Raw genomic sequence first — 22,920 nt, forward strand, 5'->3', positions numbered from 1 at the left:
CGGGGACGGCTCATGGATCCTCCTAGATACCTTTAGTATAAGGCCTGGAGGTGTCTACGAAACCCAGGGCGATTCAATATGAATGCTCGCTTACAATCAGATTTTTTAAGATCTGAGATGGGACGACTTTTTGTAACGGAGGTGGTCGTTTCATCAATAATGGCCTTTTTGCTTAGATATGAGTTGGATATTGAGGTTGAATATTGCCCAAGCCGGATTCATTCAAAGAATAGATATCTCTCTCTTTACTTTGAGAATCAATGCGAGAGTAGAGCTGCGATGGATCTCTTGGTTTCTACTTGGCAACAAGAGCTAAGTGAGCTGTCGAACAAGGATATTAGTCGGCGAGAAATCGCAAGTTTCATGCCAGGAGAAAGTGACATCGACGAGAAATCTCGTCAACTAAGAGCGTGGACTTCCGGGAAGAACATGCCTAAAGATGAAAGCTTGGTTCGCTTTCTATTAAACGCAATGCATTGGTTGCAAGGCCTCGGTTACACAAGAAAAAATCAATCTGAGGTTACAGCCAGATATCTATATAAAGTTTTCAGAGTGTATATGGTTATGGATGCACTCAAGCACGATGTATGCAGTGGATTATTTAACTTCTCTGATTTCTCTGCTTGTTATAAGAGGCAAGCTTCATTGATCTAGGCAGTATCCGAAATCGCCTTGGATACTGCCTAGGTCGAAATGGTTACTTACCTTTCGGCGGCGCATTGTCCCTGCCACCGCCAGAAGGGTTCCCAGTGGTGCTGGGCCACCCAGCGCCGCTATTATTGCAGGTCAAGGCGATATTTTGAGATGTATTGTTCGACATGGTTTTCTCCTTAGGATGTTCACATTTGTTGGCGTCTTTATTGACTCCACGGCCATGCTAACGACTTTAGTGCGCAACGGGGGAGGAGGTGTTTTGGGAAAACTCAAGTGTGAAGTGCATATCCAAGCGTAGCAGTTCGCACCTTCGGTGCTCGTACACTCACTTCGTTCGCGCCGCTACGCGCGGCGTTAAAGCACTGCATCAGTGACACTTAAAAGACCGCTCTTGGCCGTTAGCTGACTCAAATACAGCAGCTAACGGCACTCCCTTTATCCAACCACCCCAAAACCCGCCCAACTAAGCTATCCTCCCAACCCTAACCCACCACCGAGACCTCTTCATGCACACAACACGCATCGCCATCGTGGGCGCTGGTTTGGCGGGGCTGTATGCCGCTTATTTGTTGGAACAGCGGGGCATCACCGATTACATGGTGCTGGAAGCGCGGGAGCGGGTGGGTGGTCGTATTGCGTCGCTGGTGCCGGAGGCGGCCCGTGCTTCTGAGGCGTTTGATCTGGGGCCTTCGTGGTTTTGGCCGGGGTTTCAGCACGCGCTGGGGGCGCTGGTGGAATCGCTGGGGCTGTCGTCGTTTGCCCAGCATGAAACCGGCGATATGGTGGTGGAGCGCTCTCACCAGATGCCGCCTGTGCGTATGCAGGGCTTTGCGAATCAGCCGCCTTCGATGCGGCTGCAAGGCGGCATGCAGGCATTGATAGATGCTTTGCGCCAGCGTGTTGAACCTTCTCGACTTCACATTGGGCAGGCGGTTCAGGCTATGTCGCTCACCGCCGATGCTGGCGTGGTACTGGCATGTGCGAGCGGGCAGCGTTACAGCGCGCAGCACGTGCTGCTGGCAGTGCCGCCCAGGTTGGCGGCGCAGGCGATAGCCTTTACGCCGCCGCTGCCGGAGCGGCTTGCCCACCAGTGGGCCAATACCGCTACCTGGATGGCACCCCACGGTAAATACGTGGCGCTGTATGCCACGCCTTTTTGGCGAGAAGTACAGCTCTCAGGAGAGGCACGTAGCTTGATCGGCCCGCTGGGTGAAATTCATGATGCGTCTCACCCGGATGGCCACGCAGCGCTGTTTGGATTTTTTAGCTTACCTGCAAGCGCACGGGCACAGATTGACGACGAGGCGCTGCGCCAACACTGCCGCGCACAGCTAGCCAGGCTGTTTGGCCCTGAAGCGGCTAACCCAACGCGGGATGTGATTAAAGATTGGGCGCAGGAGCCGTTCACCGCTACCCACGCCGATCAACAACCTAGCGAGCATCATGGCATGGCACCGCCCGTTCGCGCTGCTGATGGGCCTTGGCAGCCTTGCTTAACCGGCATTGGCAGCGAGTGGGGCGAGCAGTATGCCGGTTACTTGGCAGGTGCCATTGAAGCCGCCGAGCGCGGCGTGGCAGATGTGTTGGCGAAGTAGGGCGCTTGTGCCAAGCACTAATCCAGTAGCGATTCGCCCGAGCGCGTAAGCAGCGCTTTTAGGCTGGGAGATTCAAACCGGCGCTGAATGGTAATGGCGTAAAACTCCTCCCATACGCCGGGCAGCGCGCCGTAATCTTTGAGCGTGCCATTGTGCAGCTCGTCGCGCACCACCACGGGGGGCATAACGGCAATGTGCTGAGTGTCCCGGGCTAGTAGGCGCATCATCGCCATGTCATCTACCTCGGCAGCAATTTTGGGCGTTAGCCGGTAGTGGCTGCACAGCTGGTCGAAGGCGTGGCGAGTGGCGTTTTCAACACCAGGCAGAATAAACGCGTGGCCGCTTAAGCCTTTGGGAAAAGCGGGTGGCGGCGAGAGGTGGGGCGCTGCAATTAAACTTACCGGTTGGCGCGCTAATCGCTGGGAGCGCCAGGGGTGTTCACTATCACCGCGTACGGGCTGGTTAGAGAGCACCACGTCTAGCTTGTGGGCCGAAAGCCGCCGCAATAGGTCATCCATGCCACCGCTTTGCAGTATCAAATCCAGGTCGTCTCGGCCTAGCAGCGGCCGCACAAACCCCTCCTGAAAGTTGCGTGATAGCGTGGCCACTGCCCCTACGCGCACCACCTCGCGGTGGGCATGGCCGCCTTCAGCAAACAGCGCGCTCAGCTCTTCGCCTTGGGTGAAGATGGTTTCCGCGTAATCAAATGCCAGCCTGCCTGCTTCGGAAAGATGCAGCTGTCGCCCTTCGCGAATAAACAGTGCTTGGCCCAAGCGCTCCTCTAACTGGCGAATTTGCTGGGAAAGCGACGACTGTGACACGTGCAGCGCTTCGGCCGTGCGGGTCAGGTGGCCCGATTTCGCCACTTGCCAAAAATAGTAAAGATGATGGTAGTTAAGCTTCATGGCAGAGGGGCCTCAGGCTGCGTGTTGGCTATTCGTTCTGTTTTAAAGAACGATTTATCAAAAATAAACTATTTTTTATATGGTGACGAGCTGGGCATAGTCGGTGGCATACGACTAAGGGGGAAGGCTATGCCAAATTTCGTCGACATAACGGTGCTATCACTACTGGCGCTGTGGTTATTGGTCCCGGTTTCGCTGTTAGTGATGGCGGGCGTCAGCGCACGGGCCAGCACGCCCGCATCGCTCCAGCGCGCTTGGAAAACAGGCCGCTGGTTAACGGCAAGCGCGCTGGTCGCGAGCCTAGCGGTGGGCGGGCTGCTGGTGCTGGATGCGCTGGGTGTACCCACTGGCCTGCCCGAAGCCGCTCAGCCCCTGGGCTTGTACCCCGATGGTTTGGCCGTGTGGATGGCGCTACTCATCAGCTTGTTAGGCACGGTGCTGCTGCGTTTTGCAGAGAACTACCTAAAGGGCGACCGTGGCGAGCGTCGGTTTTTGCCCTGGTGTTTGGTGGTGCTGGCAAGCGTGATGCTGTTGGTCTTTACCCATCACTTGGTCGTAATGCTGATTGCCTGGGTGGGAGTGAGTGTGGCGCTGCACCACTTGCTAACGCTCTACCCTGAGCGGGTGGAAGCCCAGCGGGCGGCATGGCAAAAATTTGTGGTAAGCCGCTTAGGCGATGCCGCGCTGATTGTAGCGGTAGCGCTTTTGTACGCACGCTTCGGTACCTTTCAGCTACCTGAGCTGTTTGCGGCCGCCGCGGCAACTTCTGGCGGCTGGCAGGTGGAGGCCGCCTCGGTGGCGTTGGCTATCGCGGCGCTGTGCAAATGCGCCCAGGTGCCGATGCATGGTTGGTTGATCAAAGTCATGGAAGCGCCCACGCCGGTCTCCGCGCTGCTGCATGCGGGGGTCATTAACCTGGGGGGCTTTGTGTGGCTGCGCCTGTTCCCGGTGTTTGATGGCCTAACGCTTGGGCATTACCTGCTGATTGCGGTGGGTGGTTTTACCGCGCTGGTCGCGGTGATGACGATGCTGACCCAAACCTCCGTCAAGCATGCTCTGGCGTGGTCTACCTGCGCGCAAATGGGCTTTATGCTGTTTGAAATTGGCGTAGGGGCGTACACCCTGGCGCTAGCTCACCTGTTGGCGCACTCACTTTATAAAGCCCACTCCTTCTTGGCGTCTGGCCGTACCGTGCGGGCCTCGCGCTGTGAGCGCCTGCCGCTTGCGCCGCTGCGTCAGCGTCTTTCTCTTGCGTTGCCTGCGGCCGCTGTCGCAGCAACGGTACTGATGATGTGGCCCTCGTTGGTTAGCCATAATCCGCTGCTGGGTGCACTGCTTAGTTTGGCGGTGGGCAGCATGCTGTTGGGCATGCCGGTGGGCACCGCCAAACCCAAGCGCTTAGCGTTGGTAGTAATGGCGCTTGCCCTGGTGCCGCTGTATGCCTTGCTACACAGCGTGCTGGCACCGGCGCTGCCCAGCGCCTACACGCCTTTAACACTCACGGCAGGCCTTTTAGGGGCACTGATGCTGGTAAGCCTAGTGCTGGCCGCAGGGGCCGTGACGCTGTTTCCTCAGGCTGCCTGGGTAGCCCGCTGGCGCGTTCACTTTAGCCAAGGGCTATACCTAGCACTGCCGTTTCAGCGTGCGGTGGATGCGGTAGCCCCCATTCGTGCCTGGTCGCATCCTTCATCGCTTGCCCCTGGTTTAAAAGGAGAGTGGTCATGAGTCAGCCTGTTGCCGTAGACACATCCTCACGCCATTCATCAGCGCCGTCGCCAGAGCAGTATAGCGATGCGCTAAAGCGTGCGACCGACGCCATTGCCCCAGTGTGGCCGCTGGACCAGTGGATTGCGGTCAACCCTTGGTGGGGCCTGAAGCATCAGCCCATTGAGCAGGTGAGCCAAGCGCTCAGCCGCCGAGCCGGGCAGCCGATGACCATGCAAGCCGAGTTTTATCGTAACGCTTGGGAATTGGGTCGGATTACTCCGCAAGACCTACAGCAGGCGTTGCGCCAAAGCGGCTACGCCTATAGCGAGCAGAGCCTAGTGAGCTACTTGGCAACACCGCCGAAGCCGGTAACGCCGATACGCAGCGCCTGGGATTCCCTGGCAGGGCATGACGGGTTTGAACCGCTGGCGGAGAGCTGTGCGAGCTACTTTGATCACCATCAACAGCGCTGGGCAAGCCGTTCTGTGCCTTCGCTTTATCACTTCTGGAAAACGGCGGCACAGCACGATCTGCGCTGGCCTAAAGCGCAGCGCCAGGTGCTACAAACTCTGCCAGATGACCCCGCCGCAGCGGTTGCGCAAATAGCCGCAGACTGGGCGCTCACCCCAGAAGCGTTTGAGGTGCTGGCCCACACCCTGTTGTTACGCGTTAACGGTTGGGCTTCCTGGTGCCAAGGCATTGGTTGGCATACCGCCCACCAGCAGGCAGAGGCGGGCATTACCCAGCTGGCGGCCATGGTAATGGCGTGGGAGTGGTTAGGGGTTAACCAGCTCACCAGCATTCAGCAGCGCGATTGGTTAGCCCAGTGGCAAACCGATTACGCCATTGCTTCTGCGCACGAGGCGCTATGGTGCTGGCAGCACGCCTATGAGCTGGGCTACCAGCGGGCGCTAGCCACAACGTTAGCCGCGCCGGCTGCCGAGCTCTTCTCCGCCCCTAAGGTGCAGGCTGCGTTCTGTATCGACGTGCGCTCTGAGCGGTTTCGTCGCCATTTAGAACAGGCCACCCCTACCGTGGCCACGTTAGGGGTGGCGGGGTTCTTCGCTATGCCGGTGGCTGATGCGGCTACAGGGCCCGAGCGTGCCCAGCCCCGTGTGCCGGGGTTGTTAAAACCTGCTTATCGGGTGGGCTCGTTGCAGCCGCAGCAGCGAGGCGTTCAGCGCTATCAAAAAGAGAGCCAGCGCCAAAGCGTGCGCCACGCGAAGTACGCGCCGCTTTCAACCTTCACCCTGGTGGAGACAACCGGCATTGCCTGGGGCTGGAAGCTGATCAAAGACAGCCTGCGCAAACAGGCAACCGTGCCCCAGTGCGAAGCGCCCGCCGGGCTTTTCCATACCTACGACGGCGAGCCAATTGCCCGCCATGAAAAAATAGCGCTGGCGAAAAACCTGCTAACGCTGCTGGGAACCCCCACGGCGTCGCTGCTGGTACTGGTGGGCCACGACTCCCAAAGCGAAAACAACCCTCACCACGCCGGGCTTACCTGCGGTGCCTGTGGCGGGCAGGGCGGTGGCATGAATGCGCGAGTAGCCGCTGCGCTGCTGAACGACCCGGAAGTACAGCAGGCCGTACAACACGCAGGTATGACGTTGCCCAGCCCGTTTTATGTATTGGCCGCCACCCACTGCACGCTCACCGACCGCGTGCATGTCTACCGGGATGAGCAGATGCCCGAAGCGCTAGAAGACGCGCTGGCCGCATTTGAAAGCGGTGTACACGTGGCGGGTGAGGCTACGCGTCTTGAGCGGTCACCTGACCTGGGGGTGGATGACGCCGACCCTATTGAGCGACTGAAAACCTTCGCTATGCGCGGTGCCGACTGGTCGCAACCACGGCCTGAGTGGGGGCTGGTAAATAATGCCGCGCTTATTTTAGCGCCACGGGCGCGTACCCAAGGGAAAGCGCTGGACGGGCGCGCGTTCTTGCACGACTACTGCCCAGAGCAAGATCCGGAAGGCAAGGTGTTAGAAGGGCTGATGATGGCACCGATGCTGGTGGCCAGTTGGATCAACCTGCAGTACTACGCGTCTACCGTGGTGCCTGGGCTGTACGGCGCGGGTAATAAGCTGCTGCACTCAGTGGTGGGTGGCCATGTGGGGGTTATTGAGGGTAATTCGCCCCAACTGCGCATTGGCTTGCCGGAGCAGTCGCTGAGCGATGGCGAGAAGCTTCATCACGAGCCGCTGCGCTTAACCGTGGTGATCGACGCGCCCAGAGAGCGCATCGAAGCGATTATTGAACGCCAGCCGGTGGTGGCGGATTTAATCAACCACCGCTGGCTGTGGCTCACTCGTATGGGAGAAGGTGGCCTAGAGCGCTACTCGCCAGAAGGCTGGCAGTTGGTTGTCGTTTGAGAGGCGAGCTACTCAGCGCTTAGATCTTCATAGCCGGTCATCTCTAAATAGCCCACCCCGAGCGCTGCATTTGTGGCGGTGTCGCGCACCGTCACATCGCCCTCCCAGTAGGGCACGGTGGTGGGCATCCAGCGGTTGGGGTCGCGGGCTTCAATGGTGAGGTCTAGCCCCGCGCTGGGCAGCGTTAGCTGCCAAGTCGTGGGTATATCGCGTTGGGCCACTCGGCTGGTGGCGAGTGGCGTCAGCGTGATGTGGTCAGTGCTCATCTGTTGAGTCGTGCCTTCAGCGTCAAACAAGTGGGTAAACAGATAGTCACCGCCGTTCTCGCCACCGCCACGTAAGCGGTACGCCATGAGCTTACGGCCATCGTTCAAATGCAGCGAAAACCAGTCCCAGCCGGTTTGTTCTGCCGTTAATAGCTGGCTGCTCCACTCCCGATCTAGCCAGCCATTACCCGTGACGGCTTTTTGCTGGCCATTGAGCGTGACGCTGCCTTCAATGCGTAAAAACGGCTGGCTGTAGTAGTGCGAGCCCTGGCCTTGAACGGTTTTGGCGTTAAAACCGTTCTCGCCGTGCCATACCAGCGGGCCTTCTGCTGAAAGCGTTAGCTCGTAGCCAAAGCGCTCGTTGCCTTCACCGCTGTAGGCGCTAAGCGTAAATTGCTCAAAGTTGGCCGTGGCGGGGCTTTGATACAGCCAGTCGTCAATCCACGCTTGAAATGGAGCCGCTATCACCCCTGCCTGCCCTTGGGGCTGCTGGCTGTGGCTGCGGGCGAAGCGTTCCGCCGCAAGGTGGGTCTCCCCTTGAGAAAGCCCCATATGCGCCATCCACACTTGGTCGCTGGCCCACGGGGTAGAGGCTGGGCGCTCTTCCGGGGGCACTAGCGCTTGGCGAAATAGCGTCCATTGAAGCCCTAGCGGCTGGCCAGATTCATCTTCTAAGTTAGCGGTGAGATACCACCATTCAATACGGTAATCCGGGTGGGGGCCGTGGTCTTCCGGAAACGCGAGCGGCGCTTCGGCACTGGCTTGGGCATAGCCTTCTGCCTGTGCGCCCAGTCCAGCAAAACCCTCAGTGGGCGTGTTGGCGTCTTCTTCGCTGCACCCCGCAAGCCCTGCACTAACGCCAGCCGCCGCTGCCATCCATGTTGTTAATAAGATGCGTCGCATACGTGGTTTCATGCATCCCCCTCGTTTAGCAGTGCGCGAGGCGAGCTGCGCCATAGTTTCCAGCAAGGTAACGCGGCGGCCAGTAGCGCCACCGCTAGAGCCGTGAGCAGCATCATGACTATTTCACTTGGGAACAGCTGCAGCGGTAGCCGCCAGCCAAAAGCCGCTACGTTGATGACCGCGACCAGCAGCCAGGTAATCGCGATACCGAGTGGCAGGGCAAACAGACCTGTGAGCAGGGCAAGGCCACCTAGCTGCATCAACGGTAGACCAGCGTTCGTCGTGGCACGCCCAGCGCCCATAAGGCGGCCAGTTGGCGCTGGCGCTGATGCGCTTGGGCCAACAGCGTGGCGAGCAATGCCAAAGCGGCCACGCCGAGGGTGAGGCCATTCAAAGCGCGGGTAATGCTGAAAGTGCGCTCAAAAATCTGTGTGGCCAGCTGTTTCACTTCCTGCTGATTGACCAATGCGTCACTGGAAAGGTTGAACTCCTCCATCAGCGCTTGGCGAAAGTTCGCCTCGTCAGCGCCATCCCGCAAGGCGACGCCTACAGTGGCCAGCTCTCCCTCAAAACGCCGGGTTAATATCTCGACGGTCATCACCATTTGCGGCTGGGGGTTGCCGTAATCCGGGTAAATAGCGGCAATGGTGACATCGCTACGGCCATGGCGGCTTGCCAGCGTCAGCGTATCGCCGGGGGCTAGGCCTTGCGCGAACGCCATTTGCTCGTTGATGAACACGCTGCCTTGGCTGAGCGCCTGCCACGCGGCGGTGCTGCTGTGCTGCGTTTCTAGTAGCGGCCAGTGGTCAGTGAGTAGCGGTACGGGGTGAATGCCAAACAGTGAAATGTTGCCTAGCGTGGGTTGTTCACTGCCTGAAATAGAGCGAATACCCAGTAAATCTGTATTTCCCCTGGCCGTAGGCAGAATTTCCAGCACGCTCTCTTGGTCGCGCAGCCAGTCGTTAAGCGGGGCTAGGGTAGAGGGCGCGGCATTGATATACAGCGGTGCGCTTAAGCGCTGGTCCAGCCAGTCTAAAAACGTCAGCCGAAAGCCGCCCACCATGCTGCTTACCCCCAGGTTAGTGGCCAGCGCAATCAATAGCGCCATCATGGCCAGCGATAAGCGGGGAAGCTGTAGCTGCATATCCGCCACGGCCCACTGCAGCAGAGCAACGCGACGAACAGCGGCTTGTAAGCCGTTCAATATGGCATTAAGTAGCGGCGGCAAGCAGAGCGCACTGGTGAGCAGTAGTGCCGCGACCAGTGCGAAACTCAGCATCAAGCCGCTGCCGCTAGGTAGCCTGCTCAGCCAAAAGGCCAGCCCAAAGGTAAGCAGGGCCGCTAAACCGCCTGCTGTCAGCATCCGCCTTAGCTGGCGCTGGTAGCCGCTGCGCCAGGCATAGGCGTGCCCAAGGGCGAGCACGTTAAGTCTTGCCGCTCTCCACAGCGTACCGCTACCGGCCAGCAGTAGGCCGCCCAGCGTGATCGCAATGCTCCCCAGCCAGTAATGCCAGGGCAGGGCGAGTGACTGTTGAACATCTACCCGGTAGAGCGATGTCAGCGTACTGGCCACATCCGGCAGCAGTTTTCCGGCAAGCCACAGCCCGCTGAGTAACCCGGCGGCTGCGCCTATGCCACCCAATACCAGTAACTCAATCAATATCGCCAGTGTAATAGTGGCTGCGGGCACGCCCAGGGCGCGAAGAGTGCGCAGCGTCGTTAGCCGTTGCTCCATAGCTAAGCCTAGCGCGGCCTGCACAATAAATAGCCCCACCACCAGGGAGAGAAACGCTAGCGCGGTTAAATTGAGGTGGAAGCTGTCGGTGAGTTGTTCAGGAGAGGCAATGCTGGCCGCTCGGGTGATTCGGTAGCCGCTGGGCGGCTGTTCAATGGCATCTGGTGCGCTCACCACACTGAGTGTGGCCTGGTCACTGTAGAGTGCAGAGAGCGCGCCGATATCCATCACCAGCGTGTCTGGCGGCAGGTCGTTACGCAGTTGCAGGGGCGGTAGCGGTTGCCTACTCAGTAGCGGCGTCGCGCCTGGGGCATCGCTGCGAGTCAGCCCTAGAGTGGGCAGAGTGTCCGGGGCGAGCTGAGTTTGCCATGGGGGTGTGATGAATTCAGTGAGTGAGCCGCTGCCCTCTCCTGAAGGCAGCGTAAAGGGGTCAATGCCTAACAGCGTTAGCGGTTGGTCTTCATGGCTGAGCCTCGCTTCCAGCAGCGGCGAAACCGGAAGCCCCGCTCGCCGCAGCGCGATGTAGTCGTCCATGCTGAGTGGCGCGTTGTCTAGGCGGTCTAGCTGGTCGGTGTCGGCGCTGAACAGCGCGTTGGCTCGGGCGTAGCTCTCTTTCGCCGTGGCATTAATGGCTTGCACGCTGCTCCACAGGGCGCTGGCAACCCATAGCCCCCCAGCAGCATCGCCAGCTGCCCAGGGTGGCGCTTGTAGTGGCTAAAGAGCGTGATGAGGACGCGCTTCATCATCAGCGTGCGTCCTGTAGCTGGCCGTGATGCAGTCGAAAGGCGCGGTTCAGCGGCGCGGCTACTCGCGCACTGTGGGTGACCATTAACAGCGCACACTGGGTCTCTTTCACCAGCGATAGCAGCAGGCTTAGTACGCTATCGGCGGTGTGCTCATCTAGGTTGCCGGTGGGTTCATCGGCCAGCAGCAGCGCAGGGCGAACGGCCAGGGCGCGACCAATCGCAAGACGCTGTTGCTGGCCCCCAGAAAGCTGTTCAGGGTAAGTCGCTTCTCGGCCGGCTAACCCCAGCCGCTCCAGCAAATAGGCGCTCCACGCTGGGTCTTCTCGGCCTGCAAGCCGTGCTTGGAGGCGCAGGTTATCGGCCACGTTCAAGCTGGGCACTAGATGAAACTGCTGAAACACCAGGCCGAGCTGTTGGCGACGGAGCTTTGCACGTTCGGTTTCATTCAGCGCGGAAAGCGTGTGGCCATTGATGACCACGCTGCCCTGGTCAGGAGTATCCAGCCCGGCGGCTAAGTGCAGCAGGGTAGATTTACCGCTACCTGACTCGCCCATCAGCGCTAGGCTTTCGCCTTGTTTAAGCGTGAGGTTTACGTGATGGAGCACATGCAGTTCGCCCTGAGGGGTACTGAAGGTTTTACTAAGCTGATGCAGGGCAAGCATGCGCGTCTCCTGGGTGACTAATCGTCGTCACTATAGCAAAGCGCTCACCAAAAAGGCGGTAACTTATACGCATCTTTTGCGGTTTGTGTTTGCTGGATAGCTCTGGGTGAGGGCGGCTGGTGGTGCCATGTTGGTCTAGTCTCAAATCGAACAGTGCTCATCACGAAGTGCAAATTAAGGAGAAAACATGGATAGAATCTACGCGTGGGATCACAAGCACGAGCGAGTGGTGTATCGCATTCCTGGGCATACCCACAAAAATGGCCGAGAAGATAGCGACCTTTCCCCGGTGTGGCTGCCTGCCCAGCCGGAAGACCTGCCCGAGGGAGTAGGCATTGATGACCTGCGCAAGGTGGATGTCGAAGAGTAGCGGGAATTGAGGCGTAACGAGAAAGCCATTCGGCGCGGCCACTGCGTTTTGTTAAAAGTTTGCTAAGCTAGCCAGCGGTTTTCTTAGCGGGTACGCAATGGTATGAGTTCGCTTCACTCCCTCTTTCGCCCCACGCGCTGGCTGCCCGGCGGGCATTTGCAGACCCTGTATAGCCCGTTATTCCGCGCGAACCCCAGGCTTCAGCGCCAACGCGAGCGCATGACGCTGCAAGATGGCGATTTTATTGATCTGGATTGGTACGGCCCGCAAGGCGAACAGACCCGCTGCGCCATTCTGCTTCATGGTTTAACGGGTAGCTCGTCATCGCTGTATATCTTAGGCCAGCAAAAGGCGCTGGCCGCGCAGGGTTGGCAGAGTGTGGCGGTGAACTGGCGGGGGTGTTCCGGCGAGCCTAACCACCGTGCCCGAGGCTATCACTCCGGTGCCAGTGAAGATTTGGCCGATATTGTGACGCAGCTGGTGGCGCGCTATCCCGGTAAGCCGCTGGTGGCCGTAGGTTACTCACTCGGTGGCAACGTACTCTTAAAGTATTTAGGCGAGACGGGCAGCCAGTGCCCTTTGCGTGCGGCGGTGGCTGTTTCTGTACCTTTTCGTTTGGACCACTGCGCGGATCGGATTAGTCAGGGCTTCTCCAAGGTGTATCAAGCGCGCTTTCTGCGTGCCCTGCGCCATTACGTGGAATCTAAGCAGCACGCATTTCGCCAGCAGGGGCGCACCGATGAACTGGCGCGGCTTATGTCCCTTGAAACGTTAGAAGGCATGAAAACGTTTTGGGATTTTGATGGTCGAGTGACGGCCCCTTTACACGGTTTTAATAGCGCCGATGAGTATTACCAGCGCAGCAGCAGCGCCTATTTTGTTAACGCTATTCAAGTGCCTACCCTGATGGTTCACGCTGAAGATGACCCGTTTATTTACCCCCATAGCGTACCGGAAGCCCACGCGCTGCCTGACTGCGTGGCACTAGAACTCTTCCCCAGCGGTGGGCACGTTGGTTTTATTGAAGGTAGCCCTTGGCGGCCGCGCTACTATCTCGAGCATCGTTTGCCTACGTGGCTAGACACGCAGGTGCCGCATACACCATCTATCGAGGTTGGATATGTCTGAATTTTATAACCGGTTAAAGGAAGTCGCATCGCCACGTATCGGGCTTGGCTGTATGAACCTCTCGCATGGCTACGGGCACTATGTGCCGGAAGAGCAGGGCATTCGGGTGCTCAATGATGCTTTTGAGATGGGCTACCGCCATTTTGATACGGCGACGCTCTACGGCGGCACGGCTAATGAAAGCCTGTTAGGAAAGGCGCTTGCTTCTAAGCGGCGTGAGCTATTGCTGGCCAGCAAGTGTGGCATGGCCATGGACCCTGTGAGCGGTAAACGGGTGATTGATGGCCGCCCCGATACGCTCCGCCGCCAATGTGAAGAAAGCCTGACTCGCCTGAAAACCGATCACCTAGACCTCTATTACCTCCACCGCATGGATCGCCAGGTACCGATTGAGGAGAGTGTGGGAGCGCTAGGCCGACTGGTGGAGCAGGGCAAGCTGCGCGCTGTGGGCCTTTCGGAAATATCTGCTGATACGCTACGCAAGGCACACGCTGAATACCCGGTAGCGGCGGTGCAGTCAGAGTACTCGCTGTGGACGCGTAACCCCGAGATTGCCCTTAGCCAAGCGTGCAACGAGCTGGGTACCGCGCTTGTGGCTTTCAGCCCGCTAGGTCGCGGGTTTCTCTCTGGCGCTATTCACGCCCATACCGCTTATGCGGAAGGCGATATGCGTGCCGGAATGCCCCGTTTTAACGGCGACAACCTGACCCACAACTTGGGGCTGCTAGCGCGCTTTAATGGCATCGCGGAACGTTTGGAAATTACGCCTGCCCAGCTGGCGCTGGCTTGGGTAAACGCGCAGGGCAGTTATGTGATTCCTATTCCTGGCTCTCACTCTGTTCCGCACATGCAGGAAAATCTAACAGCGGAGCAGGTCGTATTAAGCGATGCGGATAGAGTGACGCTGAATCAAATGATGCTTCCTGGAGAGGTGGCGGGCAGCCGTTACAATGACGCCCAGCAGGCGGATATTGATACCGAAGAGTTTGCATAATAGGAGTAGAATTAGTGCGCAACTGGGATATCACCAGGAGATAGCTAAGCGGCCAGTTTTATTTTCTATGGCCCGTTGCTTTCTGTTTACCCTGCGCTACTATTCGGTGAATTCAGGCGAGCTTTTCGCCTTATTAAGGGTCACCACCATGTTGAAAGGTTTAATTATCTGTTTCGCGGTACTGTTTGCGCAGCTAGCGGTGCTGAATGCGATTGATGCGCGTCTGTATAATGCTCAAGATGCTCGTCAAGTAACCTCTAACGTGGCAACGCCCCATAAAGAAGATGAAGAGGACGACAGTGAAACGCAGGTGCTATAGGCCATCAATGCGAATGCGCTAGCCGTCACTAGGAAAATGGGTAGCTTTGGCTACCCATTTTTGTATCACTTTACAGCATTTCTTCCAGCCACTGATGAAACGTGGCCCAAGACTGTTCATCGGCACGTTGATGGTAGCGGTCGCTCCCAAACACGCTAAACGCGTGTGGGGCGCCGGAGTAGATACCGACTTCGTAGGTGACACCTGCGGCTTCCAGTTCACCGGCCAGCGTAGCTACGTCTTCCAGGCTTACCGCATCATCGGCTCCGCCATGAGCGATAAAAATCGGGGGCGTGTCGCTTGCGTAGGCTTGGCCTTCGGGTGTGTCTAGCCCGCCATGGAAACTGGTGTATGCCGCTACATCGCTGGCTTCACCAGAACGCGCGATTTCTAACGCCACTGCGCCACCAAAGCAGTAACCCATAATCACCGTATTGCTCTCTGCTCCTGCTTCTCTGGCCTGAGCCAAGCCTGCTAGGGTAAGCTCGCGCATCCGCTCACGATCCTCGTACAGCGCGCGAGTGGCCGCCTGTTTATCTTCCGTTGCCTGTGGGCGGTTGCCTGCACCAAAGAGGTCGACGGCAAAGGCATCGTAGCCTTGTTCTGCCAGCATGTCGGCCCGCTGGCGCTCATAGTCATCTACACCGTCCCAGTCGTGCACAATGAGCACACTGCCTTTGGCGTTTTCGCCGGCAGAGACGAAATAACCTTCAAAACGTTCGCCATTCACCTCATAAGTGACATCTTCGCCACTAGGCGTGAAAGCGTAAGCCGTTGTAGAGAGTAATAAGGTAGAAAGAGTGAAGGCGGAAAGTGACAAAATACCCGCTGTTGGAAGTGCGGTAGGGATTTTATAGCGCATTGTTGTGTCCAAGTCGGTGTGGGAGTTAAAGCATAGTCAACCTTACCGAAAGGAGAACTGTAAAAGCTTACGCTTAGCGTGGAAGACAAAGACTTGCGTCTGGAACTAGGTAACGGCATGCTTGTCCGTTGATAGTATGACTACTAGGGAGCATAGATACATGGCTTTTAACGATTCGAACATGGCAAGAACGCAAACCCACAGTTCGGTGAGTAGTGCGAGCGCCAACAAGGTGCTACGCAACACCTACGCGCTGCTGGCAATGACCCTGCTGTTCTCTGCCGTCACGGCGGGTGCCTCTGTCGCAATGGGTATCCAGCAACTGAACATCTTTGTGTTCCTGATCGGTGCCTACGGCCTGATGTTCCTGGTACACAAAACGGCCAACTCTGCGGCTGGCCTATTGGCAACGTTTGCATTCACAGGGTTCATGGGCTTCACCCTAGGACCGATCATTTCTGCCTACTTAACGCTGCCTAACGGCGGTGCGTTGATTATGAACGCACTGGCCATGACGGGTCTGACGTTTATTGGTCTTTCTGCAGTGGCACTGACCACTAAGAAAGACTTCAGCTTCCTCAGTAACTTCCTGATGGCGGGTGCCATCGTGCTGATTTTGGCTATGGTCGCCGGTATCTTCTTCAACATCCCGGCGCTGTCGCTGATGGTTTCCGCTGGCTTTGTGCTGTTCGCCTCTGCAGCGATTCTTTATCAGACCAGCGAAATCGTACACCGCGCGGGCGAGACTAACTACATTCTTGCTACCGTGACGCTGTACGTGTCTATCTACAATCTGTTCGTCAGCCTGCTGTCTATTCTAGGCATCATGAGCAACGACTGATCGATGGTAAGATAGCGATCACTTGATGTGAGTGATACCCATGACAGACCCTACTTTGTAGGGTCTGTTTTTTTTCGTTAATTTGGCATGAGACGACGCAATGGATTATGGCTTGTTGGTGATGGGTGCGCCCTATACCAGTGCGGCACCCCATTCGGCGCTGCGCTTTGCTAAGACGCTGATTAGCAAAGGGCACCGGTTAACGGGTGTGTTTTTCTACCAAGACGGTGTTCATAATGCCTCCTTGCTTATGACGCCTCCCCAGGATGAGCTGAATCTGCGTGATGCGTGGATAGCGCTGCATCAAGAGCATGGTGTTGCACTGGATGTGTGCATTGCAGCGGCGCTGCGCCGCGGCATCATGAGTGAAGCCGAGGCAAAGCGGCATGGCCAGGCGCATTTCAACTTGGCTGCACCGTTTGAGTTGACCGGTTTGGGGCAACTGCTAACGCTGCAGCAGCGCTGTGATCGTTTAATCACCTTTGCCTAGGGAGCAGTGAATGAGTAGTGCAAATAATAGGTTGGTGATTCTTCGCCATGCGCCGTTTAGCTCTAATGCGTTGCGAGAAGGGCTAGATGTGGCTTTGGTAGCAGCGGCGTTTGGTGAGGCGGTCAGCCTGCTGTTTCTAGGCCAGGGCGTGCTGGCGCTGATCAAAGAGCAGGGAGTAGGGGCACCAGGGCAGAAGGCGACGCTACCCACTATTGATATGCTCGCGATGTATGATATTGACCAGCTGCTGGTGCCCCAGCAGGCATTAGAAGCCCTGAATGTGAACGCTGAACAGCTGGTTGATGGGGTAACCGTCATTGCCGATCATGCGCTACCCGAGTTGATAGGCCGCCATTCACACGTGCTTAATTTTTAAACGGGGCAGAGTGACATGTTACATATTCTGAATAAGCCCCCGCATAGCGAGGCGGCGCAGCAGATGCTCTCGACTGCTGTGGAAGGCGATACTATTTTGCTGATTGAAGATGCCGTGCGGGCAGTGCTTCACCCAGAGTGGTCAGGCTGGAATGCTGGTGGTGTTCAGGTGCGGGTGTTAGAAGAAGATGCGGCGTCTCGTGGGTTACTCCCAGGTGCACTCATTGCTAAGGCTAGCTGGGTCACTATGGACGGCTTTGTCGAGTTGACCGAGCATAACGCAAACATCATATCTTGGTACTGAATAATGAGTGAAGAAAGTTTATACCGTTATCTTGATTCGTCTCAGACCATAAAACTCGACCCAGAAGGCTATTTAGTAGAGCAGGGGGATTGGAACGATGAGGTGGCTGTGCTGTTGGCAGAAGATGAAGGGCTATCTCTTACAGAACATCACTGGGAGCTTATTCGTGTAGTGCGTGACTTCTATGCCCGCTATGAAATGGCACCGGCGATGCGGCCTTTGGTTAAAGCCACTCAGCAAGCACTTGGCGACGAAAAGGGGCGTTCCGTCTATTTAATGACGCTGTTCCCCGGCAGCCCTCCCAAACGCCTGGCGCGCATTGCGGGTCTGCCGAAGCCGACTAACTGTCTATAGCGGCAAGCTTTGCTGCACACCCTGCTCACACACTCTGCAGCGTTAGACCAAATCTCCCCGCGTACACACCGAGAGCACGACAGCATCGTCTTGGCTGGTAGAGACTAGGGCATGGCCCATATCACTATCAAAGTAGATGCTGTCGCCTTCTGCCAACACCAGTGGGGCATAAAACTCGGTGTAGAGCATGATATCGCCATGCAGCACCATCAGAAACTCTTCGCCATCGTGGCGCACCCACTGGTGATACTCTTCAAAACTGCGCGCTCGCACGATAGTTTTAAACGGAATCATACGCTTTTGCGCAAGCTGGTGCCCCAACAGCTCATGCTCGTAAGTCGGGGTAGGGTGCAGCTGCCCTTTACCTTTACGTGTGAGATCTCGCCGGCCCATGGTGTAGCGTTCGCGTTTGGGTGGCGTAAAGAGCTGGGGCAAATCGATATTGAGACCGCTAATGAGTTTCTGAACCACACCAAACGTTGGTGATACCTGATCATTTTCGATTTTGGAGAGCGTGGAGCGAGCAATACCCGTACGCTGGCTCACATCTTCCAGGGTCCATTGATTGGCCAAACGAATCTGCTTGAGCCGTTCTCCCAGGCGGAGAGGCTCAACAAAGGGTTTGCGCCCTGACGCGATGCGTAGCGCTGCGTGCTCTTCAGAAGTTGCGGTCATAACGGTCACGTAGGAAGGAAGGCAACATAGGCGCGCATAGTACCACAGCTGCCCACCTGCGGGTGGGCGTGCTAGGGGGCATTAGTAAAAGGTAAACCCAGCAGTGCTTTAATATGTGCTTCAGCTCCGCTCGCAAGCGATGTCGGGTTATAGCCGCCTTCCAATACAGACACCACGCGGTTTTCGGCATACAGCGCTGCAATTTCCATGGCCAGGTGTGTCACCCAGTAGAAGTCTTCATCTTCCAGACAGATATCGCCCATGGGGTCATCTTTGTGGGCGTCAAAGCCTGCCGAAAGCATGACAAGATCGGGTTTGAAGGCGTGCAGTGCCGGCAGCCACTGGCGCTCAATGATGCGCCGATACTCCTTACTTTGGGTACCCACCTCTAACGGCGTATTGACCACGTTTTGCCATTCGCTGCGTAGGTATCGCCATGGGTAGAAGGGGTATTGAAAGCTAGTGCAAATCAGCACGTCTGGGTCGTTCTTAAAAATATCGATGGTGCCGTTACACTGGTGCACATCAAAATCAAGAATGGCGATGCGCTTAGCGCCATATTTGGCTTTGGCGTGGGCAGCGCCCACGGCAATGTTGTTGTAAAAACAAAACCCCATCGCATCGGCCGCTTCGGCGTGATGCCCTGGTGGCCGCACCGCGCAAAATACGTTGTCCGCTTGACGCTTAAACACCTGATCCACTCCGCGAATCACCGCGCCTGCCGCCACCCGAGCCGCTTTCAGGCTATCGGGGTTCATCATGGTGTCGCTATCCAGCGTGACAATACCCTCTGAGGGTAGGCATTTTTCCAGCGCGCTTAGGTGGCGAAGCGGATGCACCCGAGCCAGAGCTTCATCGCAAGCCTCTTTGGCGTCGGCTTGCATGGTTTGCTGCAACAGCCCAGACAGTGATAGGCGCGCACGAATCGCCTCCAGCCGCAGCGGGCTTTCAGGATGTTCTGGGCCCATGTGGTGCAATGCGCAGTGGGGGTGGGTAAGGTAGGCAGTGATCATGCAAGCGCTCCGGTAACGTTAGAGCCACCTTAATCGCCCCAGGGGCTTGCGCGACAGTGTCAATAAGTCGTACACAGTAGTCATTCATTTCAGAGGAGACGCACTCGTGAGCACACGCTTTTTGCATCATTTTTTCGAACCTCGCTCAATTGCAGTGTTCGGTGCCTCTGAAAAGCCTGAGTCTTTGGGTGGTTTGGTACTGGGAAATCTGCAAGAGGGTGGCTTTAGAGGCAAACTTTGGGCTGTCAATCTCAAAGGTTACGACACGGTATTTGGCATGGACTGCGTGCGCACAGTAGAAGAACTGCCCGAAGTACCGGACCTAGCCGTCATCTGCACTCCCATTGAAGGCGTGGCAAAGCTCATTAAAAAGTTGGGAAAATTCGGCGTAAAAGCCGCGTTGGTGCTCTCTGGTGGGGCTTACCTAGACCGAGATGAAGGGAATAAGGGCTCTATTCGGCAGCGCATGCTACAAGCCGCTTTAGAATCAGGCATTCGTGTGCTTGGGCCAGAGTGTATGGGGCTGATTGTGCCCGGTAAAAAACTCAATGCTTCTTATGCCAGTCAGCCGGTGAAGGCAGGCAAGGTCGCGTATCTAGGCCAGTCAGGCATGTTAGCCAACGCGATGATTGATTGGGCCGCTGGCCGGGATGTGGGGTTCTCTCACTTGATTACCGTAGGCGATAGCGTGGATGTGCTGTTGCCTGATTTGATCGATTATGTGAACCAGTTTTCACCCGCTCAGGCGATTTTATTGCATCTTGAGCGGGTGACCGACGCCCAGCATTTTATGACGTCGGTTCGTGATGCGTCGCGTAATCGTCTGGTGGTGGCGATTAAAAGTGGCCGTACACCTCAGTCAGATATTTCGGGTATGGCCCCAACACCAGGTATTGCCAACCGAGATGTGGTGTTTGATGCCGCTTTTGCTCGAGCTGGGGTCGTCCGGGTCAACGATTCCGATGAAATGCTCGATGCGCTAGAAACCCTGTCGCGCATGAAACCTCTGCGCGGCGACCGCTTAGCAATTGTTTCCAACGGGCTAGGGCCCGCGATGCTAGCCATTGATAAGCTGATCAGTGCAGGCGGCAAACTCGCAGAATTTAACCAGGACACTCAGGCAGCGCTGCATAAAAGCCAAGTGGATATGAGCAAACCAGGCGAAAACCCCGTGGATCTTGGCGGGAATGCCACGCCTGAACGCTTTGTTGAAGCGCTGCAAATCGTCACCGCTGACCCTAACGTCGACGCCGTACTGGTGGTGCATGCCCCTACGCGATTAGCGCCTTCTCAAGTCACCGCTCAAGCACTGATCGATCATCGCAAAACCTTTAAACGCAATTTACTAACCAGTTGGATGGGATTGAAAGAAGCGCTGAATGCCCGGCATGTGTGTAATTTAGCGGGTATTCCCACCTACACCTCGCCCGAGAAAGCGGTAAAGGCGTTTATGCATATGGTGGATTATCAGCGCGTACAAGCGCTGCTCCATGAAATCCCACCGAGCCTGCCGTTTTCCACCAGTCCTGAGATACGTGCGGAGTGTCGGGCGCTGATCAAACAGGCAAAAGAGCAGGGCCGACAGACGCTAACGCACTCCGAAACTGCCCAGGTATTAGAAGCCTACGGCATTCCCACGGCTACCAGTGTGTATATTCATTCGCCGGAAGAGGCGTTAATCGTAGCGGCGCGCTTCCCAGAGCCTAAAGCGCTGAAAGTCGTTCATGAAGGCAACTGCCGGCCTTATCGTTATCGTAAGCACCCGCATAAAATCTCTGCGGGGCTGCTGCAAGATTTAGAAACGCCAGAGCAGGTGGCCGACGGTGTGCGCCAGCTAGGCGATAAAGTGCAGGAAAAATTTCCTGAACATGCCATTCGCGAATACTGCTTACAGCCCATGCAGCGCGGCAAGCACTCGATGCAGATTTGTGCAGGTATTACACGCGACCCGGTATTCGGGCCACTGATTGTTTTTGGTATTGGCGGCTATAAAGTCAACGTGCTCGCCGACCGCCAAGTGGCGCTGCCACCAATTAATATGAGCCTTGCGGCGGATGTGGTCGGGCGTACTCATGCGGCATCCCTGATTCGTGAACATTCAGCGGATCCTGAGCGGGATATTCAGCACCTTTGCCAGCTACTGGTCAAACTCTCACAGATGGCGTCTGATCTAACGGATTTACGCGGGCTTGAGCTTAATCCGTTACTGCTTAACCGCGATGGCATGCTGGCCGTCGATTTTGCGATGGATTTAGGTCATCCGGCTCGCTTTGCGATTATGCCGTACCCAGAGGAGTTGCGAGAGTGGGTGACGCTGAAGAATGGCTGGCAGGTCGAGGTGCGGCCAATTCGTGCCGAAGATGCGCCGTTGATCACGACGTTTCATCGCCAGCTGTCAGAGGAGAGTATTCGTTTTCGCTACTTCCATAACAAATCCAACCTCACTCAGCGGGACCTCTCCATCCTGTCGCATATCAACTATGACCGCCAAATGGCCTTTATTGCCGAGCATCAGCACGATGACGGAAGTAAGGAGATGTTAGGGGTCGTACGAGTATGGAACGACCCCGACAATATTCGCACGGAGTTTTCTGTCATCATTCGTGACGACTTGCAGGGGCTTGGGATTGGCAGCCTGCTTATGAAGAAGATGATCGATTACTGCACGAGTATCGGCACACTGGAAATGATCGGCAAAATCATGGTGGATAACCACCCCATGCGAGCACTGATGAAGCATCTTGGATTCCGCTGCCGTTACAACATGGAAGAACAGGTGATTGACGCAGTATTGCGGCTTAATGAGCCCGATAGCGAATGGCAGCGACACCGTTTGGAAAGCCAGCCGGATTAGCACCGCTGCGAATAAAAAACACCTGCAGATATTTACCTGCAGGTGCTGGTGTTAATGTGGGCAGCGCTTAGAACTTAACGTCTAGAACTTGACGCCTAGAACTTAGCGCCTAGAGCTTAGGGCGCTAGGCGGAAGCGGCTCCATTCACCGCCATCACGGCGCTCATAGCGCAGCCGGTCATGCAGACGGCTGGGCTGTCCCTGCCAGAACTCGATCATTTCTGGATTCACCCGGTAGCCGCCCCAATGAATAGGGCGTGGAATATCCTGGCCTTCATAGGCTTGCTCAAAGCGCTTTTGGCGCTCTTCAATCCAATTGCGATCGGGAATAACCACACTTTGGGTCGCAATCCACGCGCCGAGCTGGCTGCCCCGTGGGCGGCTGCTGAAGTACTCATCAGACTCTTTAGCGGGCACTTGCTCCACCGGGCCTTCAATGCGCACTTGGCGGGATAGTGATGGCCACCAGAACGTGAGTGCAGCAAATGGAACGTTGTTTAACTCGCTGCCCTTATGGCTGTGGTAGTTGGTGAAAAACACCATTCCCTGCTCATCAAACCCCTTAAGGAGCACCACCCGTGCGTGTGGGCGGCCCTGGCTATCCACCGTGGCCAGCGTCATGGCATTGCCATCTTTACCCTCGCTCTCTAGCGCAAGGTTGAACCACTCATCAAACATGACAAACGGATTATCGGGGGTTTGCGCCTCGTCTAAGCGGCCGCCCTCATAGTCACGCCTGACGTCGGCAATATTACGTGTCATTGGTGAAGCTCCCTTGCAGTTATATGTTGCAT

General features: G+C 56.7%; 23 protein-coding genes. 14 read left to right on the forward strand and 9 right to left on the reverse strand.

Going from position 1 to position 22,920, the window contains the following annotated elements:
• Positions 1-78 precede the first annotated feature (78 nt).
• Together R0J87_RS13290 and R0J87_RS13295 are read left to right on the forward strand one after the other, a co-directional pair.
• Positions 79-654, forward strand: coding sequence for a hypothetical protein (locus R0J87_RS13290; RefSeq protein ID WP_498886704.1), 576 nt, complete (start codon positions 79-81; stop codon positions 652-654).
• 506 nt (positions 655-1,160) lie between these two features.
• Positions 1,161-2,249 carry a flavin monoamine oxidase family protein gene (locus tag R0J87_RS13295; protein ID WP_498886706.1) on the forward strand — a complete coding sequence of 363 codons (1,089 nt, stop codon included), beginning with the start codon at positions 1,161-1,163 and terminating at the stop codon, positions 2,247-2,249.
• Positions 2,250-2,266: 17 nt separating this feature from the next.
• Here R0J87_RS13295 and R0J87_RS13300 read toward each other — a convergent pair whose 3' ends face one another.
• Positions 2,267-3,154: a LysR family transcriptional regulator gene (locus R0J87_RS13300; RefSeq protein ID WP_188638758.1), complete on the reverse strand. Its 888-nt coding sequence runs from the start codon at positions 3,152-3,154 to the stop codon at positions 2,267-2,269.
• Positions 3,155-3,283: 129 nt separating this feature from the next.
• Between R0J87_RS13300 and R0J87_RS13305 the strand changes: the two genes are divergently transcribed.
• Together R0J87_RS13305 and R0J87_RS13310 are read left to right on the forward strand one after the other, a co-directional pair.
• Positions 3,284-4,879 (forward strand): NADH-quinone oxidoreductase subunit L, encoded by a 1,596-nt coding sequence (locus R0J87_RS13305; protein WP_498886708.1) that lies wholly within the window; start codon positions 3,284-3,286, stop codon positions 4,877-4,879.
• Positions 4,876-7,236, forward strand: a complete 2,361-nt coding sequence (locus tag R0J87_RS13310; RefSeq protein WP_498886710.1) for a putative inorganic carbon transporter subunit DabA — start codon at positions 4,876-4,878, stop codon at positions 7,234-7,236. Before R0J87_RS13305 ends, R0J87_RS13310 begins: the two co-directional genes overlap by 4 nt.
• A gap of 8 nt (positions 7,237-7,244) precedes the next feature.
• On the opposite strand, the gene R0J87_RS13315 is transcribed toward R0J87_RS13310, so the two are convergent.
• The 4 genes from R0J87_RS13315 to R0J87_RS13330 all read right to left on the reverse strand — a co-directional run bounded on the left by R0J87_RS13315 (position 7,245) and on the right by R0J87_RS13330 (position 11,548).
• Positions 7,245-8,417 (reverse strand): lipocalin-like domain-containing protein, encoded by a 1,173-nt coding sequence (locus R0J87_RS13315; RefSeq protein ID WP_498886711.1) that lies wholly within the window; start codon positions 8,415-8,417, stop codon positions 7,245-7,247.
• Positions 8,414-8,665, reverse strand: coding sequence for an FtsX-like permease family protein (locus tag R0J87_RS13320; protein ID WP_498886713.1), 252 nt, complete (start codon positions 8,663-8,665; stop codon positions 8,414-8,416). Before R0J87_RS13320 ends, R0J87_RS13315 begins: the two co-directional genes overlap by 4 nt.
• Positions 8,665-10,779 (reverse strand): FtsX-like permease family protein, encoded by a 2,115-nt coding sequence (locus tag R0J87_RS13325; protein ID WP_498886715.1) that lies wholly within the window; start codon positions 10,777-10,779, stop codon positions 8,665-8,667. The genes R0J87_RS13320 and R0J87_RS13325 overlap by 1 nt, the downstream gene beginning before the upstream one ends.
• Before the next feature lie 106 nt (positions 10,780-10,885).
• On the reverse strand, positions 10,886-11,548 hold the full coding sequence (locus tag R0J87_RS13330) for an ABC transporter ATP-binding protein (protein WP_404345837.1): 663 nt from the start codon (positions 11,546-11,548) through the stop codon (positions 10,886-10,888).
• Between the two features lie 187 nt (positions 11,549-11,735).
• Here R0J87_RS13330 and R0J87_RS13335 point away from each other — a divergent pair, with 187 nt between their 5' ends.
• The 4 genes from R0J87_RS13335 to R0J87_RS13350 all read left to right on the forward strand — a co-directional run bounded on the left by R0J87_RS13335 (position 11,736) and on the right by R0J87_RS13350 (position 14,359).
• Positions 11,736-11,918, forward strand: a complete 183-nt coding sequence (locus tag R0J87_RS13335; protein ID WP_083025836.1) for a hypothetical protein — start codon at positions 11,736-11,738, stop codon at positions 11,916-11,918.
• A 102-nt stretch (positions 11,919-12,020) separates the two neighbouring features.
• On the forward strand, positions 12,021-13,046 hold the full coding sequence (locus tag R0J87_RS13340) for a hydrolase (RefSeq protein WP_498886718.1): 1,026 nt from the start codon (positions 12,021-12,023) through the stop codon (positions 13,044-13,046).
• Complete coding sequence (locus R0J87_RS13345; protein WP_498886720.1) at positions 13,039-14,040, forward strand: aldo/keto reductase; 1,002 nt, start codon at positions 13,039-13,041, stop codon at positions 14,038-14,040. The genes R0J87_RS13340 and R0J87_RS13345 overlap by 8 nt, the downstream gene beginning before the upstream one ends.
• A gap of 148 nt (positions 14,041-14,188) precedes the next feature.
• The gene (locus R0J87_RS13350; RefSeq protein ID WP_404345843.1) at positions 14,189-14,359 is read left to right on the forward strand and encodes a hypothetical protein; all 171 of its coding nucleotides are present in this window, start codon (positions 14,189-14,191) and stop codon (positions 14,357-14,359) included.
• A 70-nt stretch (positions 14,360-14,429) separates the two neighbouring features.
• Here R0J87_RS13350 and R0J87_RS13355 read toward each other — a convergent pair whose 3' ends face one another.
• A complete protein-coding gene (locus R0J87_RS13355) occupies positions 14,430-15,221 on the reverse strand; it encodes a dienelactone hydrolase family protein (RefSeq protein WP_498886722.1) in 792 nt (263 codons plus the stop codon).
• 160 nt (positions 15,222-15,381) lie between these two features.
• Between R0J87_RS13355 and R0J87_RS13360 the strand changes: the two genes are divergently transcribed.
• The 5 genes from R0J87_RS13360 (at position 15,382) to R0J87_RS13380 (ending at position 17,585) form a co-directional block, all read left to right on the forward strand.
• Entirely contained in the window at positions 15,382-16,062 is a 681-nt protein-coding gene (locus R0J87_RS13360; RefSeq protein WP_404466303.1) for a Bax inhibitor-1/YccA family protein, read from the forward strand.
• Positions 16,063-16,162: 100 nt separating this feature from the next.
• On the forward strand, positions 16,163-16,552 hold the full coding sequence (gene tusD / locus R0J87_RS13365; RefSeq protein ID WP_404345848.1) for a sulfurtransferase complex subunit TusD: 390 nt from the start codon (positions 16,163-16,165) through the stop codon (positions 16,550-16,552).
• 10 nt (positions 16,553-16,562) lie between these two features.
• Positions 16,563-16,928, forward strand: a complete 366-nt coding sequence (locus tag R0J87_RS13370; protein WP_404466305.1) for a DsrE family protein — start codon at positions 16,563-16,565, stop codon at positions 16,926-16,928.
• 15 nt (positions 16,929-16,943) lie between these two features.
• Positions 16,944-17,231 (forward strand): sulfurtransferase complex subunit TusB, encoded by a 288-nt coding sequence (tusB, locus tag R0J87_RS13375; protein WP_498886725.1) that lies wholly within the window; start codon positions 16,944-16,946, stop codon positions 17,229-17,231.
• A gap of 3 nt (positions 17,232-17,234) precedes the next feature.
• Positions 17,235-17,585 carry a TusE/DsrC/DsvC family sulfur relay protein gene (locus R0J87_RS13380; protein ID WP_404466307.1) on the forward strand — a complete coding sequence of 117 codons (351 nt, stop codon included), beginning with the start codon at positions 17,235-17,237 and terminating at the stop codon, positions 17,583-17,585.
• A 42-nt stretch (positions 17,586-17,627) separates the two neighbouring features.
• On the opposite strand, the gene R0J87_RS13385 is transcribed toward R0J87_RS13380, so the two are convergent.
• The gene (locus R0J87_RS13385) at positions 17,628-18,260 is read right to left on the reverse strand and encodes a helix-turn-helix domain-containing protein (RefSeq protein WP_404345855.1); all 633 of its coding nucleotides are present in this window, start codon (positions 18,258-18,260) and stop codon (positions 17,628-17,630) included.
• Positions 18,261-18,331: 71 nt separating this feature from the next.
• Positions 18,332-19,273 (reverse strand): histone deacetylase family protein, encoded by a 942-nt coding sequence (locus R0J87_RS13390; RefSeq protein WP_404345856.1) that lies wholly within the window; start codon positions 19,271-19,273, stop codon positions 18,332-18,334.
• Between the two features lie 106 nt (positions 19,274-19,379).
• Here R0J87_RS13390 and R0J87_RS13395 point away from each other — a divergent pair, with 106 nt between their 5' ends.
• A complete protein-coding gene (locus tag R0J87_RS13395; RefSeq protein WP_498886728.1) occupies positions 19,380-22,127 on the forward strand; it encodes a bifunctional acetate--CoA ligase family protein/GNAT family N-acetyltransferase in 2,748 nt (915 codons plus the stop codon).
• Between the two features lie 116 nt (positions 22,128-22,243).
• Here R0J87_RS13395 and pdxH read toward each other — a convergent pair whose 3' ends face one another.
• Positions 22,244-22,888 (reverse strand): pyridoxamine 5'-phosphate oxidase, encoded by a 645-nt coding sequence (gene pdxH / locus R0J87_RS13400; RefSeq protein WP_404345860.1) that lies wholly within the window; start codon positions 22,886-22,888, stop codon positions 22,244-22,246.
• Between the last annotated feature and the right edge of the window lie 32 nt (positions 22,889-22,920).

Source organism: Halomonas sp. SIMBA_159 (genome assembly GCF_046536035.1).
Taxonomy (GTDB): domain Bacteria; phylum Pseudomonadota; class Gammaproteobacteria; order Pseudomonadales; family Halomonadaceae; genus Vreelandella; species Vreelandella venusta_A.